An 18,222-nucleotide genomic window follows, 5' to 3' on the forward strand; every position below is an offset into this window, starting at 1 on the left:
GCGCTACCATCGTTGAGTTAAGCCCTCGGATGCAACTCGAACCGGCGGGAGCCGGGAGGACAATCTATTCGGGGGCTTGAGACATGACGAAGACCTTTCTTCCGCGCCGCCTTCCTTTTCTCACGAGCACCAGCATCGCCGTGCTGGCGGGACTTGCGCTCGGTAACCCGGCATTCGCAAAAGACGCGGCGCAGGAGACGCCTCCTGCGGCTCCCGCGCCCGAGACCCCGGCCGCCCAAGCCGACCCGGGTGATGCGGCCCAGGGCGAGCGTGAAATCATCGTCACGGGCACCCGCATCACGACAAGCGGATTCTCCGCCCCCACGCCGACCACCGTCATCGGCGAGGAGCAGATCCAGAACAATGCGATGCCCAACATCTTCAACACCGTCGCGCAGCTCCCTTCGCTGCAAGGCTCGACCGGCGCGGCGACCGGCACCTTCAGCACCTCGAGTGGCCTGCAGGGCATCAGCTCCTTCTCGCTTCGCGGCCTTCAGCCGATCCGCACGCTGACGTTGCTGGACGGGCAGCGCGTGGTCGGCTCGAACGTCACCGGGGTTCCCGACATCAGCATGTTCCCGCAGCTGCTGGTCAAGCGGGTCGACGTCGTCAACGGCGGCGCCTCCGCCTCCTATGGCTCGGACGCCGTCGGCGGTGTTGTCAACTTCATCACCGACACGCGCTTCGAAGGCTTCAAGGCCAACGTCCTTGGCAGCGTCACCAAATATGGGGATGACGGGACCGCGCTTGTCCAGGCAGCCTATGGCAAGGCGTTCCTCGACAACCGCCTGCACGTCGTGCTGAGCGGCGAATATGACCATGAAGGCGGCGTGGGACCCGGCCATTTCGGCATCGACCTTGCCGGGAGCCGCGATTGGCACCGCGCCTCGACGCTCTTGAATACGGGCATCACCAACAACGGCCTGCCGCAGTTCAACTATCGCGACTATGCGCAGCCCTATCAATATTCGCTCTACGGGCTGATCAACAACGGGCCGCTCCAGGGCATCGCCTTCGATGCGAACGGCACGCCCTATAATTTCAACTATGGCTCGAACGGCGTGCCACTGGGCAACGGCCGGGTCAGCAACTGCTATCCGGGCAACTCCTTCTGCGTCGGCGGCGACCTGTCCGGCGCGGTCGGCTCGGGCGCGTCGCTGAAGTCGTCGCTGGAGCGGATCAACGGCTATGGCCGCCTGGGCTATGATTTCGCCGAGGGCAACGAGATCTACGTCTCTGTCAACGTGGCGCAGGTCAAGACGCACAACCAGCCGAGCCCCGGCTATAATCGCGCGAGCCTGACCGTCCAGTGCGCCAATCCTTATGTGCCGCAGCTGGTGCGGGACCGGTGCGCGACGGCGGGGATCACCGAATTCACCCTGGGCACCAGCAACGGCTCGTTCCCGAGCCCGCAAGTCTATACGGACCGGCGCCAATATCGCTTCGTCGCCGGGCTCAAGGGAAGCTTCGGCGTCGGCGGGCGCGACTGGAAATATGATGCCTATTACCAGAAGGGCACCACCAAGTCGTATATCGACGTCGAGCAGATCGTCCTGCAGAACCGCTATGTCGCCGCCACCAACGCCATCGTGCTGAACGGCGTCATCGTCTGCGCCGATCCCAACGCCCGGGCGCTGGGCTGCCAGCCGATCAACGTGTTCGGGTCTCCGCGCCCCTCGCAGGCGGCGCTCGACTATATCATGCCGCCCAACGGCCCGTTCCAGAACACCAGGCTGACGCAGGATGTCGCCAGCATCAACTTCTCGGGCGAACCGTTCGACCTCTGGGCGGGACCGCTCTCGATCGCGTTCGGCGGCGAGTATCGTCACGAATTCTACCAGGTCCGCGCCGACCCCTATGGCGCCGGCGTCTCGGAGCTGAGCCCCAACAGCCCGGAATATCCGGCAGATCCGCTGCTCAATTCCGCGCAGGGCAGCAACTATGCCGCTGGCAACTACAAGAATGGGGGCGGCGCATATGACGTTTATGAGGGGTTCGTCGAGGTCGACGTGCCGCTGTGGAACAGCTCGGCGCTGGGCCGCGCCAACCTGAATGCGGCCGCTCGCGTGACGAACTACAGCACGTCCGGCACCGTGTGGGCCTGGAAGGTCGGCGGCACCTGGACGACCCCGATCGACGGCCTGAAGCTGCGGGCGGTGACCTCCCGCGACGTGCGCGCCCCGAACCTCTCGGAGCTGTTCGCGGCGCCGACCGTCACGACCCTGCCGAGCTTCAACGATCCGTTCCGCAACGTGGCGGTGCAGGTGTTCCAGAACCAGATCGGCAACACCGACCTGAAGCCCGAGATCGCGCGCGATACCGAGCTTGGCATCGTCTATTCGCGCCCGTCCTGGGCGCCGGGGCTCAGCCTGTCGGTCGACTATTACAGCATCAAGCTGAACGGCGTCATCTCCACGCTCACGGCGCAGCAGATCGTGCAATTCTGCTTCGAGGGCAATCAGGCCTTTTGCGGCGGATTCCAGCTGGACGGTCCGCAGGGCACCAACTTCGTCAATGTGCAGCCCTTCAACCTGGCGTCGTGGAAGACGAGCGGTTTCAACATCGAGGCGAGCTACCAGTGGCAGCGGCCGCTGGGCCTTCCGGGCACTTTCACCCTGCGCGCACTCGGCACGCACATCCGCGAGTTCATCGTCGATGCGGGCATCGCCGGCGTCGATCCGGTGGACCAGGCCGGCGCGAATACCGGTGCCACGCCCCATTGGAAGTGGCTGGCGGTCCAGACTTACGAGAATGGCCCGCTCACCCTGACGGTACAGGAGCGTTGGTTCAGCAACGGTGTGTTCGGCAACCAATATGTGGTGTGCCAGTCGAACTGCCCGGTCTCCACCGGCAATCACCCGACCATCGACTTCAACGAAATGCCCGGCGCCTTCTACGTCGACATCGGGGCTTCGTACGACGTCAGCGAGGCGTTCACCATCTACGGCAAGGTGGACAATGTATTCGACAAGGACCCGACGCCCTCGCCGCAGACCAATACGGGCCTGGACGTCAATCCAGCGCTCTACGACACGTTGGGCACGACCTTCCGCCTCGGCGCGCGCGTCCGCTTCTAAGCGGCTGCGCTGAGGTGACGAACATGAATTCGGTCCCCTCCCTGCTCCCGGCCTTACCGCCGGGAGCTTCTTCTCAAGGTGCCGCCATGCGCAGCGAGTTGTGGATCTGGATCGCGGCCCTTCTGCTGACGATGGTGGCTGCGCCCGCCGCCGCCCAGTCGATCTACCTGACTGCGCCGCCGGAGCCGAACGCCGTCACGGTCATGGGGAGGGGGGATGGGAAGGCGGATGACGGGCCCGCGATCCAGCGGGCGATCGATCAAGCGGCCGACAAGGGGGGCGGCGGCATCGTCTTCCTCCCGTCGGGCACCTACCGGATCAGCAAGACCCTCTTCCTCTGGCCGGGCGTGCGCATCTTCGGCGTGGGCGCCCAGCGGCCAGTCATCCTGCTCGGCGCCAATACGCCCGGCTTCCAGCGTGGCCTGTCAAACATGCTGATCTTCGCCGGCGCCCGCGAGCGAGATCCCGCCACGCCGGGGCGGGTTCCCTTCCCGCCTCCCGGGAGCGTGCCGTTCAATCCCAATATCGCCGATGCAAATCCCGGCACCTTCTACTCGGCACTCAGCAACATCGATTTTCGCATTGGCCCCGGCAATCCGGCAGCGGCCGCCATCCGCTTCCACGCCGCGCAGCATGCCTATGTCAGCCATGCCGAGTTCGACATCGGCTCGGGTCTCGCCGGCCTCTATCATGTCGCCAATTATGCCGAGAAGCTGGTGTTTCGCGGCGGGCGCTACGGCATCCTTGCCGAAAAGACCTCGCCTGCCTGGCCGTTCGCTCTGGTCGATGCGACGTTCGAGGGACAGCGCGACGCCGCCATTCGCGAGCATGAGGCGGGGCTCACCATGGTCAACGTTTCGTTCCGCGACACGCCGGTCGGGGTCGAGATCGACAGGGGCTATGGCGACTGGTTGTGGGGTCAGCAGCTGCGATTCGAGAACGTCTCGCGCGCCGCCGTCCTGATCTCGAACGAGAACAACGTCTACACGCAGGTCGGCTTCCAGGATGTCGTCGCGGCGAACACGCCGACCTTCGCCCGTTTCCGCGAGAGCGGGCGGTCGGTCACCGGTAAGGGCCGCGCCTATCGGGTGTCGTCTTTCACTTACGGCCTGACCTTGCCCTCGATCGGCGAGATGGGTGCCTATCGGACGCAATTCAGTGCAGAAGCGATCGCCGAGCTCCCGCGGCGCATCGCGCCCGCCATCCGGCCGCTGCCGCCCGTGGCGGACTGGGTCGACGTGCGCGCGCTCGGCGCCAAGGGGGATGACAAGACCGACGATACCGCTGCGATCCAGCGCGCGATCGACGGGCACCGCGTTGTCTACTTCCCGTCGGGCTTCTATCATGTGTCCGATACGCTCCGGCTGCGCGCCGAGAGCGTCCTCATCGGCCTCCACCCAAGCCTCACGCAAATCATCCTTCCCGACCGCACCGCCGGCTTCCATGGCGTCGGCCCGCCCAAGGCGCTCGTCCAAAGTGCGGCTGGAGGCGACAATCTGGTGGTCGGCCTTGGGCTCAACACCAATGGCGTCAATCCGCGCGCGACGGCCCTGCTGTGGACGGCCGGGGCTTCATCGCTGGTCGCCGACGTCAAGTTCCAGGGCGGTCATGGCACCAATCTGTTCGACGGCACGCGGGTCAGCCCCTACAACGGCAACCAGACCGGCGATCCCGAGCCGGCGCGCCGCTGGGACGGGCAATATGCCAGCCTCTGGGTCACCAAGGGAGGCGGAGGCACCTTCGCCAACATCTGGAGCCCCAGCACCTTCGGCCATCCCGGCATCTACATCTCCGACACGGAGACTCCCGGGCGTATCATCCAGGCCTCGGTCGAACATCATGTGCGCACCGAGATCGGGCTCAACCGCGTGGCGAATTGGGAGCTGCTCGCGCCGCAGACCGAGGGCGAGGCAGGCGAAAGCGGAGACGCGGTGGCGCTCGAGATCCGCAATTCCCGCAACATTCTGGTCGCAAATCTGCATGCCTATCGCGTGACGCGCACCCGCAAGGCGGCCTCCGCCGCGGTCACTCTCTACGATTCGCACGACATTCGCTTCCGCAACGTGCACGTGAACGGCGAGAGCGGCGTCGGCACCTGCGACGATGCGGGCTGCTTCACCTTCCTGCGGCTCACCAAGTTTCCGTTCGAAAACGCCATTCACGACGTCACCCGCGGCGTCGAGGTACGCGAGCGGCAGTTCGCGGTGCTCGACGTGAAGGGAGACGCCCCTCCGCCCGCAGCAGCCACGTTCGACGGCAGCCGCGTGGAGCGGCTCGCCGATGGCTTCCATTCGCTCGGCGGCGCGGCGGTCGGACCGGACGGCACGCTCTACTTCGTCGACCGGCGCGCGCAGCGCATCTACGCCTGGTCCGATGCGCGGCGGCTGGAGATCGTGCGCGACCAGCCGCTCGATCCCGTCAATCTTGCCGCCGACCGCTCCGGCAACCTCATGGTCCTGTCCGCGAGCGGACCAGGCGGAACCGTCTACAGCTTCAAGCCAGGCAGCCCCGACGGCGAGCTCGCACTCATCGAAGCGACGCCGGGGACGGCGCGCACCGATGCGGCCATTGCGCTACCGGCCAATTGGTGGGCGAATGGCGAGTTCCGCGACCAGCTCGATACCAGGACCTACCGCTTCAGGACGCTGGCCGAGATCTTCGCTGCAGAGATCGGCGCGCCCAACGCACGGCAATATGTCTCGCCCGACGGCAGCCTGATGCTGCCTGCCTATCGGACGGTCGTGCAGGGCCCGCCCGACTTCCGCGCCATGCGCTTCTCGCATGCGCTGGATACTTATGGCTTGGTCACGGCTGAGGCTGGCGGGCGCGTCCTCGTCACCAACGCTTCCGAAAACAAGACCTATAGCGGGTTGGTGGACACGACGGGCGCGGTCACCGACCTCAAGGTCTTCGCCGATCGCGGCGGCGAGAGCGTCGCCGCAGGTCCAGATGGCCGAGTCTATGTCGCGAACGGGCAAGTGTTCGTCCATGCGAGCGATGGCCGGCAGCTCGGCCGGATCGATGTGCCCGATCGGCCGCTGCAGCTGATCTTCGGAGGGGCGGAGCGGAACATCCTTTATGTGCTCACCCATCACGCACTCTACGCGGTCCGCTGGCCTTGACCTGCCTGTTCGAGCGAAAAGCGCAACGATGCCGGTCACGCAGAGGCGGCATCTCATGATTATGTGGCGGTCGCGGATTCGGAGCCGCGCCTGAGGAGAATGGATATGGACGATTTGGGGCGAGCGACGATCAGCCGCGTTTCCTGGCGGCTGATGCCGCTCCTCGGGCTCATCTACATGGTCGCCTATATCGACCGGCAGAACGTCTCCTATGCCAAGCTGCAGATGGTGAGCGACTTGAGCCTCAGCGAGGCCGCCTATGGCCTCGGCGCCTCGCTCTTCTTCATCGGCTATTTCCTGTTCGAGGTGCCGAGTAACCTGCTGCTCGAAAGGGTTGGCGCCAGACTGTGGTTCGCGCGGATCATGGCGACCTGGGGTGTGGTCACGGTGCTGCTCGGCTTCACCAGCAGCCCCACCATGTTCTACGTGCTGCGCTTCCTGCTCGGCGTAGCCGAGGCGGGGTTCTTTCCGGGCGTACTCTATGCGTTGACGCTGTGGTTCCCGCAGGCGCACCGGGCGCGGGCGGTCGGCTCCTTCATGCTGGCAAGTGCCGTTGCGAACGCGATCGGCGCGGCGATAGGAGGCGTGCTGCTCGATCTCGATGGCATGCTGGGCCTGCGCGGCTGGCAATGGGTGTTCATCGCCACCGGAATACCGGCGGTGGTCCTGGTGCCGGTGGTGCTCGCGACATTGCCGAGCGGCCCTGCCGAGGCGCGTTGGCTAACGGAGCGGCAGAAAAGCTGGCTGGCGGATGTGCTCCATGCGGAGCGGTCGGGTGAACATGTCGCGGACCATCGCAACCCGATGCGCGCGCTCGCCGATCCGCGCGTGCTGGCGCTCTCCGTTGCCTATATCGGCTTTCCGCTTGCCGCCTATGGGCTTGGCTATTGGCTGCCGACGATCGTCAAGGGCTTCGGGGTCTCGAATACGGTCAACGGCTTCCTGAACGTCATTCCGTGGACGCTGGTCGGCCTCGCGCTGTGGTGGGTGCCGCGCCACGCGGCGCGCTTCCAGAACCAGCGTTGGCACATCGCGGGGCCGGCGCTCATCGGCGCGGTGGCGCTAGTGCTGAGCGTCCTCGTGCCCGGCCCGGTACTAAAGTTCGTCATGCTGTGCATCGCGGCCCCGGCGATCTTTTCGGGACAGCCGGTGTTCTGGACATTGCCGCCCCGCTTCTTGAAGGGAGCCAGCGCTGCTGCCGGCTTCGCGGCCATCAACTCGATCGGCAATCTCGGCGGCTTCGTCGCGCAGACGGTGGTGCCCCGCATCCGCGATGAAAGCGGCAGCGATCTCGCCCCCATGCTCTTCCTCGCCCTCTGCCTCGCCTTGGCCGCCTTCGGCGTCCTCCTCGCGGAAAGGCGGCTACCTACGAGCGCGTGAACGAAGAAGCAGATGACAGCGCGGGTCTACCGCTTGCTGCGGGCATCTTCTCGCACCGACGTCGGGACCACGAATCAGACCCACGCCACAATTGGCGCGTGCGGACTGCTGTGAACGACCTGACCCGCCAAGCGTCGGATTTCAGAGGGAAAACGTCAATCTCGGTGGACTTCTACGGCCCCCCTGCGGACAGGGTCTGGCGGAGCGGGAGGGATTCGAACCCTCGATACGGTTTTGCCGTATACTCACTTTCCAGGCGAGCGCCTTCGACCACTCGGCCACCGCTCCGCATGCCAGGAAGGCGCTGCCCTAGTGATTTGCGCCGGTCACCGCAAGCGTTGCGCGCCGCGGGCGACCGTGCCAGCCTGTCGCGCATGCTGACCGCCCTTCTCGCCCTCGCGCTCCAGGCGAGCGCCCCGCCCGCGCCGCCCCCGCCTCCACCCAAGCCCTCCGACCCGCTGCCCGCCGACTGGCGGGCGGTGCCCGACGACGAGCTGCTGGTGATGACGCTGGCGGGCGACCGGCGCGTCTATATCCGCCTCGCCGCGCGCTACACGCCGATGCATGTGGCCAATATCCGCAAGCTCGCCGCGGCGCGGTGGTGGGATGGCGAGACGGTCTATCGCGTCCACGACAATTATGTCGTGCAATGGGGCGACGCGACCGAGAAGAAACCGCTGCCCGCGGACGTGATCGCCCAGCCGCCCGCCGAATATGATTGGCCGCGCTATGATGCGGTGACGAAGCTCGCCCGGACCGACCCCTATTCGACCGCCACCGGGCACAGCGCCGACGGCTGGCCGCTCGCGACCAACGGCAAGGTCGCGTGGATCCCGCATTGCTACGGGATGGTCGGTGTCGCGCGCGATCTCGCGCCGAGCACGGGCAGCGGCGGCGACCTCTATGCCGTGATCGGCCACGGCCCGCGTCATCTCGACCGCAACATCGCCATCGTCGGCCGCGTGCTCGAGGGGGTCGAGCATCTCTCGTCCCTGCCGCGCGGCACCGAGGGCGGGCTGGGGCTCTATAAGGAAGCGAGCCAATATGTGCCGATCGTCAGCGTGCGGCTGGCGAGCGAGCTGCCCGCGGCGGAACGCCCGCGCTTCGAATATCGCGCCGCGGACAATGCCCGCTTCGCCGCCTGGGTGAAGGCGCGCGAGAATCGCGAGCCGCCGTTCTTCAACCTGCCCGCGGGCGGCGCCGATATCTGCAATGTCATGCCGCCGGTACGACGGGCAGCCGAGCAATAGTCCGCTGCCCAAAAGTCCCAAAAGTCACACTGCCACGCGCGGGGCCTGCTATTCCAATATTGTCAAAGAGCGGCGAAAGGCTCGCGGCCGTAATCCAACATTGCAAGTGCCCAGGTGATGGCTGAGCTCAGCGCCCGACCCAGTCGGCGACCTCAGCCGCGACCTGGTTGGCGGCGGTGTTGAGCGCCACGCCGGCAGCGGCGGGGGTGATCTCGGCGACCGGCACGCGCGCCTCGAACCGGCGCCGCTCGAACGTCATCGGCGGTCGCGCGCCGCGTTCGGCGGGCGGGCGGTCGCGCACCAATGTCGCGTCATAGGTCACCACCGCTTCACTCGTCGCGGCGTCAATGCCGAACTGTCTGAGCTCGCCGCCGAGCCGTGCGCCAGGGTCCGACAGCGACTGGCGCAGCGTCAGCACCACCCGCCCGGTGCGCGCCGAGATCGTCTCCGACAGCAGCCGCGCGAACAGCCGGCTGGGCGGCTCGACCCACACCGCTTTCTTGAGATAGGCGACGTTCGTATCGTCCGAACGCACCGGCACGCGCGCCACCGCCAGCTCCTGCGGCGTGACGGGCACGGTGATGGTGATCGACTTGGCGGTGGCCGAGTTCGCCGTCTCGCCCACCGCGACCGTGGCGGCCGGGGTCAGCGTCAGCAGCGAGGGCGGCGGCTCGGCGCCGAAACGGATGCAGCCGCCGAGCGCGAACGGCGCGATGAGCATGAGTGGGGCGAGCTTCTTCATGGGACTGCTCACTTCTTCTTGGGGTCATAGTCGGGGAGCTTGGGCGATCCGATCAGCGAACTGGCGCCGCCGCGATCGACCTTCTCCGCCACCGATTGCAGCGCGATCGACATCTCGCGCAGATCCTGGATCAGCTGGTTGACCTCGGGAAGGGTCTGCGTCGAGACTTGGTCGATCCCGGCATCGGCCTTGCCCAGCGTGCGTTCGAGCGCCTTCATGCTGCCGTCGGCCGAGGCGATCGCCTTGCGCAGATCGGCCATCGCCGGGCCGACCTCGCTCGCCAGCACCTTGTCGGTGGTGTCCGAAAGCTGGCCGATCTGCTCGGCGGCGAACCCGGCCTGCTTGACCGTGTTGCGCAGCTCGGCGATCGCGGCGCGCAGATCGGGCGCACCCTTGGCCAGTTCCTCGGTCATCCGGTCGGTATTCTCGAGGATGCCGGCGATCGACGCCTGGTTGCGGTCGGAGAGCAGCTCGGTCAGCCGCTCGGTGAGGGTCGAGAGGCGCTCGAGCAGCCGCGGCGCAGTGTTGAGCAGCGCGCCGAGCCCGCCCTGCTTGGTCGGGATCACCGGCACGCCCAGCGGGCAGACGCTGCGCGGATTGACTTCGGGGCAGACGATCGCGGGCGCCCCCTTGACCGCGCCGTCGAGCTGGATCTGGCTGACCCCGGTGAAGCCGACGCCCTGAATCGTGGCGGTGGTGCCCTGCAGGATCGGCACCTCCTTGTTCACGCTGATGCGCACACGCACCAGGCTGGGATCGGGCGGGAACAGCGCGATCTCCTTGACCTGCCCCGCGGGCACGCCGGAAAAGGCTACGGCCGAGCCCTTGTTCACGCCGTCGATCGCCTGCTTGAAGAAGATGTCGTACTCCTTCTCCGTCGCGGTGTTGAGGCGCGCGAGCCACACGGTGAACAGCGCCAGCACGGCGAGCAGGATCAGCACCACGGCGCCGACCAGCACATGATTTGACCGGGTTTCCATCTAGTGCCTCATGCCCCTTGCGGTTCCGCCGCGCGCTCGACGCTGGTGACCGCCGCCCGCCCGCGCGGGCCGTTGAAATATTCCTGGATCCACGGGTGATCCAACGCGAGTAGCTCCTCGATGGTGCCGACCGCGATCACGCGCTTGTCGGCGAGCACCGCGACACGATCGCAGATCGCATAGAGCGTATCGAGGTCGTGCGTGATCAGGAACACCGTGAGGCCGAGCGTGCGCTGGAGCGACAGCGTCAGCTCGTCGAACGCCGCCGCGCCGATCGGATCGAGCCCGGCGGTGGGCTCGTCGAGGAACAGCAGTTCGGGATCGAGCGCAAGGCTGCGCGCGAGCCCGGCGCGCTTCTTCATGCCGCCCGACAGCTCGGCGGGATATTTGGGGCCGGCGTCGGCCGGCAGGCCGGTCATCACCACCTTATAGGCCGCAATCTCGTCGAGCAGCGCCTGATCGAGCTTGGGATAGAACTCCTTGAGCGGGACCTGGACATTCTCGGCCACGGTCAGCGTCGAGAACAGCGCCCCGCCCTGGAACAGCACGCCCCAGCGCTTGCGGATCTCGATCGCCTCGTCCTCGTCGATGTCCAGCGCATTCTCGCCGAACACCTCGACCGACCCGGCGTCGGGCTGCTGCAGCCCGATGATCGAGCGCATCAGCACCGACTTGCCCGTGCCCGATCCGCCGACCACGCCGAGGATCTCGCCACGCTTGACGTCGAGGTCGAGATTTTCGTGCACGACCTGCTCGCCGAAGCTGTTCTTGAGGCCGCGCACGCGGATGATCGCCTCACCGTCGAAGGTCGCCGCGGTCATCAGTTCCACCCGACTTCGGTGAAGAACACCGCGAAGAAGGCGTCGAGCACGATCACCAGGAAGATCGCCTGCACCACCGCCGTGGTGGTGCGCATGCCGACCTGCTCGGCATCCGCCTCGACCTGCATGCCCTGGAAGCAGCCGGCGATGGCGATGATCGCGCCGAACACGGGCGCCTTGACCAGGCCGACATAGAGATCGGTGATCGGCACCACCTCGCGGATGCGTTGGACGAAGGTGACCGGCGGAATGTCGAGCGAGATCCAGCAGAGCAGCCCGCCGCCGATCATCGCGACCACCGACGCATAGAAGCCGAGCAAGGGCAGCATCAGCACCGCCGCGAGCACGCGGGGGATCACCAGCGCTTCCATCGGGTTGACCCCGATGGTGCGCATCGCGTCGATCTCCTCGGTCAGCTTCATCGTGCCGATCTGCGCGGCGAAGGCCGAGCCCGAACGGCCCGCGACCATGATCGCGGTCATCAGGATGCCGAGCTCGCGCAGCGTGAGGCGGCCGACCAGGTTGATCGTGAACACCTCCGCGCCGAACTGGCGCAGCTGCACCGCGCCCTGCTGCGCGATGACGATGCCGATCAGGAAGCTCATCAGCCCGATGATGCCGAGCGCGGTCACGCCGACCACTTCAAAGCGGTGGACGGTGGCGTGGAAGCGGAAGCTGCGCGGATTGACGATCACCCGGCCGAACGCCATCGCGGTCGCGCCCATGAAGCCGAGCAGGCCGTAGAGCGTCTTGAACGCCTGGATCACCGCCTCGCCCATCTCCGCGAGCAGGCGGGTGAAGGTGCCGAGCGGCGCGGGGGGCGTCGCGATCGGCTGGTCGGCTTCGGTCACCTGATCGAACAGATGCTGCGAGTCGGTGTTGAGGCCCGACACCTTGGCGCCGGACTCGCGCGCGAAACGGTGGACGATCCACGCGCCCACCGTGTCGATCCGCTCGACCCGCGAAAGATCGAGCTCGGCCACGGAGCCGCTCACCGCGGCGAGCCGCTCGGGCAGGTCGCCGATGTGGCGAAGCGAGAGATCGCCGCTGAACCGCAGCGTGCCGCCATCGGCCGCGTCATGCTGGAAGTCGGCTGGCGCGCTCATCCCTCTTCCATGATTGATTGGCACTGGAACGGCAAGCGCTTGCCTTTACAGATGTTTCACCTCCGACCCAATCCAGGAAACGCCTCGAAGGTTCCGATGCGAAGTGTTGCAATTTATGACATGGACAAGACGATCACGCGAAAGGCGACCTGGACGCCGTTCCTGGTCCATGCGGCACTCACCCGCGCGCCGTGGCGGCTGGCGCTGCTGCCGGTGGCTGGAATCGCGTCGGTCGCCTATCTCGCCAAGGTGATCGACCGTGCCCAGCTCAAGCAGGCGACGCATCGGCTGATGCTCGGCCGCGCCATCCCGCCGGCCGACCTCGACGCGGTGGCGGAGGCGTTCGCCGACAGCGTGGCGGCGAGCAACATGTTCGACGACGCCCGGGCGCGGGTGGAGGCCGATCGTGCCGCCGGCTGGGAGCCGGTGCTGGCGACCGCGAGCCATGGCTATTATGCCCGCGCCATCGCCGCACGGCTGGGAATCACCCAGGTGATCGCGACCGAGGCCCGGCGCGACGCCGACGGCAATGTGCTGGCGGGGATCGAGGGCGAGAATTGCTACGGCCCCGCCAAGCTGCGGCTGATCGAGGCATGGCTGGCGCGCGAGGGGCTGGCGCGGGGCGATGTGCGCGTGCGCTTCTACAGCGACCATGTCTCGGACGCGCCGGTGCTCGAATGGGCGGACGAGGCGTTCGCGGTGAATGCGCACGGGCCGCTGCGGCGGCTGGCGGCGGCGCGCGGGTGGGCGGTGCTGGACTGGGAGGGGTGAGCGCAGTGGAAACCGTGGGCTAGCGACGCGGTTGCGGAGGTTCAACCACCGGACAGTTGGGCGTACATGCTACGTAGAATCTCATCTCCTCTCGTGGAGGAAGATATCAAGCAGGGATCATCCCATTCGTTCTGATAGAGGAACTCCTCGCCGCCGAAGGCGAGGATGGTCGCGATGCCAGCCGGAGCTGCTTTCCGACCCGGATATTGCGCGTCAACCAATGCTTGAATCGCATCCAGATCGCTTGGATCGAACTCGAGCGACAGGTGCTTACCCACGCTCAGCAGGGTCATGGTCATCTCACGAAGTTACTACGGCGAATGACCGTAACCAATAGCCGACCCTCATCCCCACCGTCACCCCTGCCCTGTGCCGGGGTCCACCGTGCGGCGGGCGATGCGCGTCAGATTCGATGGCATCGCTCGGGGAGCCCTGGATCCCGGCACAGGGCCGGGATGACGGTGGGGTATGCGGTGAACGCTGAGTATCAGAGCCACAGGTGCAGCGTGTGGATGACGAGCCCGACCAGTCCGCCGACCAACGTCCCGTTGATGCGGATATATTGCAGGTCCTGCCCCACCGCATTCTCCAGCCGGCCGGTGATCGTGCGCGCGTCCCAGCCGCGCACCGTGTCCGACACCAGCCGCACGATGCCGTCGCCATAGTCGGCAGCGGTGCCGACCGCGGCGCGGCGGACGAAGCGGTTGATCATGTGCGCAAGCCGCGGGTCGTTCTGCAGCGTCTGCCCAAGCTGGCGCAGCGCGTCGCCGAGCTTGCCCGCCAGCGCCGCATCGGGATCGCGCGCGATGCGCAGCAGCGCGTTGCGGCCCTGTTCCCACATCCCCTCGATCCAGCGGGCGAGCGCCGGATTGTCGAGCATCTCCGCCTTGAACTCCTCGACCTTCACCCGCGTCGGGATGTCGAACTGGAGGTCGAAGGCGAGCTTCTCGAGCCCCTCCTCGACCTTGGCGCGCAGCGGGTGGCCGGGATCCTCAGCGACGTCGGCGACGAGCTTGTAGAGCCCGTCGATAATCGCGTTGGCGAGCGTCTCGTCGAGCCCGGTCCAGCGCATGATCGCGCCGGCGCGCTCGTGCACCATCTTGCGGATCAGCTCTTCATTCTGGTCGATCACCTTGGCGAGCCAGCGCAGCATGCCGTCCATCAGCGGCAGATGGCGCCCCTCGGCGATGGCGGCGCCGAGCGCCTGACCGATCAGCGGCGCGACATCGGTCTGGCGCAGGCGGCTGGCGACCGCGCTCTTGATCATCCCGCCGAGCTGTTCCTGGTCGAGCGATTCGAGCAGGCTCGCCGCCATGCGCGAGGCGCCACGGCGCAGGCGGCCCGAGGACTCGGGCGGCTGGGCGAGCCACCGCCCCGCCGCGCCCGCGACGTCGAGGCGGCGCATGCGCCGTGCGACCACGCCGGGCACGAGGAAATTGTCGCGCAGGAAATTGGCGAGCGCGGTCGCGATGCGATCCTTGTTGCGCGGGATGATCGCGGTGTGCGGGATCGGCAGCCCGAGCGGGTGGCGGAACAGCGCGGTGACCGCGAACCAGTCGGCCAGCCCGCCGACCATCGCCGCCTCGGCAAAGGCGCGGACGAACCCGGCAGCCGGGTAGACGGGCTCATAATGCCGCGCCGCGAGATAGACCGCGGCCATCGCGACGAGCAGCCCGGTGGCGATGAAGCGCATCCGCCGCAGGCCGGGCGGGGCCGGTTCGCGGCGCAGGCCGTTGAACACTCGGCCGGAAAGCGCGCGGCCGGAAAGCACGCGGGGAGACGGGTTCATGCCCGTAACAATCCCCCCGCGCGCAATTGGTTCACTCGGCAGGCTGGGTTCCCTCTCCGCCCCCGTGACCGATGCGGCCCTGATGCTCGATCACGGGCCCCTGCGGCCCATGCTCGTCGCCGGGCGTATAGGTCAGCAGGCGGCGGCGCAGACGCGGGCCAAGCCATTTCTCGACCCCGATCGCCAGGCTGAAGCTCGCCGGGACGATCAGCAGCGTGAGCACGGTGGACAGGATCAGGCCGCCGATCACGGTGATGCCCATCGGCGCGCGCCACGAGGAGTCGCCCGTCAGCGAGAGCGCGGTGGGCACCATGCCCGCGACCATCGCCACCGTGGTCATCACGATCGGCTGGGCGCGCTTGTGCCCGGCGTCGGCGATCGCGGTGAGCTTGTCGACGCCCTTCTCCATCTCCTCGATCGCGAAGTCGATCAGCAGGATCGAGTTCTTGGCGACGATGCCGAGCAGCATCAGCAGGCCGATATAGACCGGCATCGAGATCGGCTGGCCGGCAATCATCAGCGCCAGCAGGCCGCCCAGCGGGGCGAGCAGCAGCGAGCCCATATTGACCAGCGGCGAGACGAAGCGGCGGTAGAGCAGCACCAGCACCGCGAACACCAGGAAGATGCCCGAGATCACGGCGATGATGAAGTTCTGCACCATCTCGGCCTGCCACTTGGCCGAACCGAGGGTGAGCTTGCCGACGCCGAGCGGCAGGTTCTTCATCGTCGGCAGCTGATCGATCTGCTTCATCGCTTCGCCGCTGACGATGCCGGGGGCGAGATCGGCGCCGATCATGATGCGGCGCTGCTTGTTGATGCGGTCGATGCGCGTCGGGCCGGCGCCGAAGCCGATATCGGCGACGAGGCTCAGCGGCACCGATCCGCCCGCCTGGGTCTGCACCGGCAGGTTCTGGATCGTCGAGAGCTTCGCGCGCGCATCCTCGTCGAGCGCGACGCGGATCGGGATCTGGCGATCCGAGAGCGAGAAGCGCGCGCTGTTCTGGTCGATGTCGCCGAGCGTCGCGATGCGGATCGCGGTCGACAGCGCGGCGGTGGTGACGCCCATATCGGCCGCCAGGTCCATGCGCGGCCGGATCACGATCTCGGGCCGCTGCAGGTCGCCCGAGATGCGCGGCGCGACCACGCTCTTGAGGCCCTCCATTTCCTCGACGATCTTCTGTGCGGTGCGCGTCAGCAGCGCCGGGTCCTCGCCGCCGAGCGTGATGGTGAGGGCGCGGCCGGAGCCGCCCCAACCCTGCTGGTTGCGGAACGAGACGCGCGCGTCGGGGATCTTGGCGAGCTCGGGCGTCAGGCGGCGCTCGAACTCGTCGCTCTTGAACGGCCGCTTCTTGGCCAGCATCGCGGTGACGCGGCCATTGCCGACGAAGGCGCGCGAATAGGTGTTGTCGACGCCTTCCTGCGCAGCGAGCAGGTCGCGCACGCGATCGACCACCACCTTGGTCTGCTCGAGCGTGGTGCCGGGCACCATCTCGATACTCGCGGTCACCGCGTCCTGATCGAGATTGGGCTGGAAGGTCATCGGCAGCGACATGAAGCAGACGACAGTGAGCGCGAGCGACACGATGCCGCCGACGATCGCCGACCAGCGATGGCGCAGCGTCCAGTGCAGGATCTTCATATACTGGTCCATCATCCACCCTTCGCCATGGGTGGCGTGGCCCTTCGCCTTGAGGAAATAGGCGGCGATCATCGGCGTCAGCAGGCGCGCGACGGCAAGGCTCATCAGCACCGCCGCGACGACGGTGAGGCCGAAATTCTTGAAGAACTGGCCCGAAATGCCGGGCATCATGCCGACGGGCAGGAACACCGCGACGATCGACATGGTGGTGGCGACCACCGCGACGCCGATCTCGTCGGCCGCGTCGATCGCTGCCTGATAGGCGGTCTTGCCCATACGCATGTGGCGGACGATGTTCTCGATCTCCACGATCGCGTCGTCGACCAGCACGCCCGCCACCAGGCTGAGCGCGAGCAAGGTCATCTGGTTCAAGTTGAACCCGAGCAGCTCCATGAAGAAGAAGGTCGGGATCGCCGACAGCGGGATCGCCAGCGCCGAGATCAGCGTCGCGCGCCAGTCGCGCAGGAACAGGAAGACGACGACGACCGCGAGCGCGGCACCTTCGAGTAGCGCCTCGATCGCCGAGTGATATTGCGATTCGGCATATTCGGTGTTGTTGAACAGCACCTCGAAGCGCACCTTGGGATTGCGCTTCTGCAGCTCCTCGAGCTTCTTCTCCGCCGCGTGGAACACCGCGACGTCCGACGCGCCCTTGCCGCGCTTGATGTCGAAGGCGAGCACTTGCTGCCCGTTCCACTCGGCCGAGCTGCGCTGCTCGGCATAGAGATCCTTGACGTCGGCAATGTCGGAAAGGCGCACCGTGCGGCCGCCGCCGATCGAAATCTGGGTCTGGCCGAGCGCATAGGCGTTGGCGGCGTTGCCGAGCACGCGCACCGACTGCTCGGTGCCCGAGATCTCGGCGCGGCCGCCCGCGGCGTTGAGGTTCACCTGGCGCAGCTGCTGGTTCACCTGGCTCGCGGTCAGGCCATAGGACTGGACCTTGGCCGGATCGAGGATGACGCGGATCTCGCGGTTGACGCCGCCGACGCGGTCGACCGCGGTGAGGCCCGAGACCGACAGCAGCTCCTTCGCCACCGCATTGTCGACATACCAGGAGAGCTCCTCCATCGTCATGTCGGTGGCGATGGCGGTGAAGCTGGCGATGTCGTTGTCGGTGGTGTTTGCGCGGAACACCTGCGGCTCGAGGATGCCGTCGGGCAGGTCGCCGCGGATCTGGTTGATCGCCTCGCGCACGTCGTTCACCGCGCGGTCGATCGGCGTGCCGATGTCGAGCTGGATGATCGTGACCGAGCTGCCCTCGGTGACGTTCGATTCGATCTGGTCGATGCCCTGCAGCGCGCGCACCGCGGATTCGACGCGCTGGGTGATCTGGGTCTCGAGCTCGGTCGGCGCCGCACCCGGCTGGCTGATCGTGACGATCGCGATCGGGAAGTCGATGTCGGGATCGTTGTTGACGTCCATCCGCGCGAAGCTGACGAAGCCCGCGATCGTCAGCGCGATGAACAGGACGATCGGCGGAACCGGGTTCCGGATCGACCAGGCCGAGATGTTGCGAAAGCCCATAGCTGTATCCTTAGTCCCGCA

At 66.9% G+C, this 18,222-nt stretch carries 12 protein-coding genes and 1 tRNA gene; 5 read left to right on the forward strand and 8 right to left on the reverse strand.

Features of this window, described 5'->3' with window-relative positions; translation table 11 throughout:
• The first annotated feature begins 83 nt into the window (after nt 1–83).
• The 3 genes from OK349_RS10070 to OK349_RS10080 all read left to right on the forward strand — a co-directional run bounded on the left by OK349_RS10070 (nt 84) and on the right by OK349_RS10080 (nt 7,579).
• Complete coding sequence (locus OK349_RS10070) at nt 84–3,077, forward strand: TonB-dependent receptor plug domain-containing protein (protein ID WP_265117679.1); 2,994 nt, start codon at nt 84–86, stop codon at nt 3,075–3,077.
• A gap of 86 nt (nt 3,078–3,163) precedes the next feature.
• Entirely contained in the window at nt 3,164–6,199 is a 3,036-nt protein-coding gene (locus OK349_RS10075) for a glycosyl hydrolase family 28-related protein (protein WP_265117680.1), read from the forward strand.
• 105 nt (nt 6,200–6,304) lie between these two features.
• Nucleotides 6,305–7,579 (forward strand): MFS transporter, encoded by a 1,275-nt coding sequence (locus OK349_RS10080; protein WP_265117681.1) that lies wholly within the window; start codon nt 6,305–6,307, stop codon nt 7,577–7,579.
• Nucleotides 7,580–7,776: 197 nt separating this feature from the next.
• On the opposite strand, the gene OK349_RS10085 is transcribed toward OK349_RS10080, so the two are convergent.
• Nucleotides 7,777–7,867: transfer RNA gene (locus OK349_RS10085), tRNA-Ser, on the reverse strand.
• 86 nt (nt 7,868–7,953) lie between these two features.
• Here OK349_RS10085 and OK349_RS10090 point away from each other — a divergent pair.
• Nucleotides 7,954–8,829, forward strand: coding sequence for a peptidylprolyl isomerase (locus OK349_RS10090; protein ID WP_265117682.1), 876 nt, complete (start codon nt 7,954–7,956; stop codon nt 8,827–8,829).
• A 127-nt stretch (nt 8,830–8,956) separates the two neighbouring features.
• Here the strand turns inward: OK349_RS10090 and OK349_RS10095 are convergent, their stop codons facing one another.
• From OK349_RS10095 to OK349_RS10110, 4 genes are read right to left on the reverse strand one after another with little or no spacing between them, the layout of a single operon-like run.
• The gene (locus tag OK349_RS10095; protein WP_265117683.1) at nt 8,957–9,571 is read right to left on the reverse strand and encodes an ABC-type transport auxiliary lipoprotein family protein; all 615 of its coding nucleotides are present in this window, start codon (nt 9,569–9,571) and stop codon (nt 8,957–8,959) included.
• 8 nt (nt 9,572–9,579) lie between these two features.
• Nucleotides 9,580–10,551, reverse strand: coding sequence for an MlaD family protein (locus tag OK349_RS10100; protein WP_265117684.1), 972 nt, complete (start codon nt 10,549–10,551; stop codon nt 9,580–9,582).
• Nucleotides 10,552–10,559: 8 nt separating this feature from the next.
• Entirely contained in the window at nt 10,560–11,372 is an 813-nt protein-coding gene (locus OK349_RS10105) for an ABC transporter ATP-binding protein (protein ID WP_265117685.1), read from the reverse strand.
• Nucleotides 11,372–12,478 carry an ABC transporter permease gene (locus tag OK349_RS10110; protein ID WP_265117686.1) on the reverse strand — a complete coding sequence of 369 codons (1,107 nt, stop codon included), beginning with the start codon at nt 12,476–12,478 and terminating at the stop codon, nt 11,372–11,374. The genes OK349_RS10105 and OK349_RS10110 overlap by 1 nt, the downstream gene beginning before the upstream one ends.
• Nucleotides 12,479–12,574: 96 nt before the next feature.
• Between OK349_RS10110 and OK349_RS10115 the strand changes: the two genes are divergently transcribed.
• A complete protein-coding gene (locus tag OK349_RS10115; RefSeq protein WP_265117687.1) occupies nt 12,575–13,249 on the forward strand; it encodes an HAD family hydrolase in 675 nt (224 codons plus the stop codon).
• Between the two features lie 41 nt (nt 13,250–13,290).
• On the opposite strand, the gene OK349_RS10120 is transcribed toward OK349_RS10115, so the two are convergent.
• The 3 genes from OK349_RS10120 to OK349_RS10130 form a co-directional block, all read right to left on the reverse strand.
• Complete coding sequence (locus OK349_RS10120) at nt 13,291–13,548, reverse strand: hypothetical protein (RefSeq protein ID WP_265117688.1); 258 nt, start codon at nt 13,546–13,548, stop codon at nt 13,291–13,293.
• Between the two features lie 188 nt (nt 13,549–13,736).
• Nucleotides 13,737–14,942, reverse strand: a complete 1,206-nt coding sequence (locus tag OK349_RS10125) for a DUF445 domain-containing protein (protein WP_265118577.1) — start codon at nt 14,940–14,942, stop codon at nt 13,737–13,739.
• Between the two features lie 127 nt (nt 14,943–15,069).
• Nucleotides 15,070–18,201: an efflux RND transporter permease subunit gene (locus OK349_RS10130; protein WP_265117689.1), complete on the reverse strand. Its 3,132-nt coding sequence runs from the start codon at nt 18,199–18,201 to the stop codon at nt 15,070–15,072.
• Nucleotides 18,202–18,222: the final 21 nt, after the last annotated feature.

Source organism: Sphingomonas sp. BT-65 (assembly GCF_026107375.2).
Lineage (GTDB): Bacteria > Pseudomonadota > Alphaproteobacteria > Sphingomonadales > Sphingomonadaceae > Sphingomonas.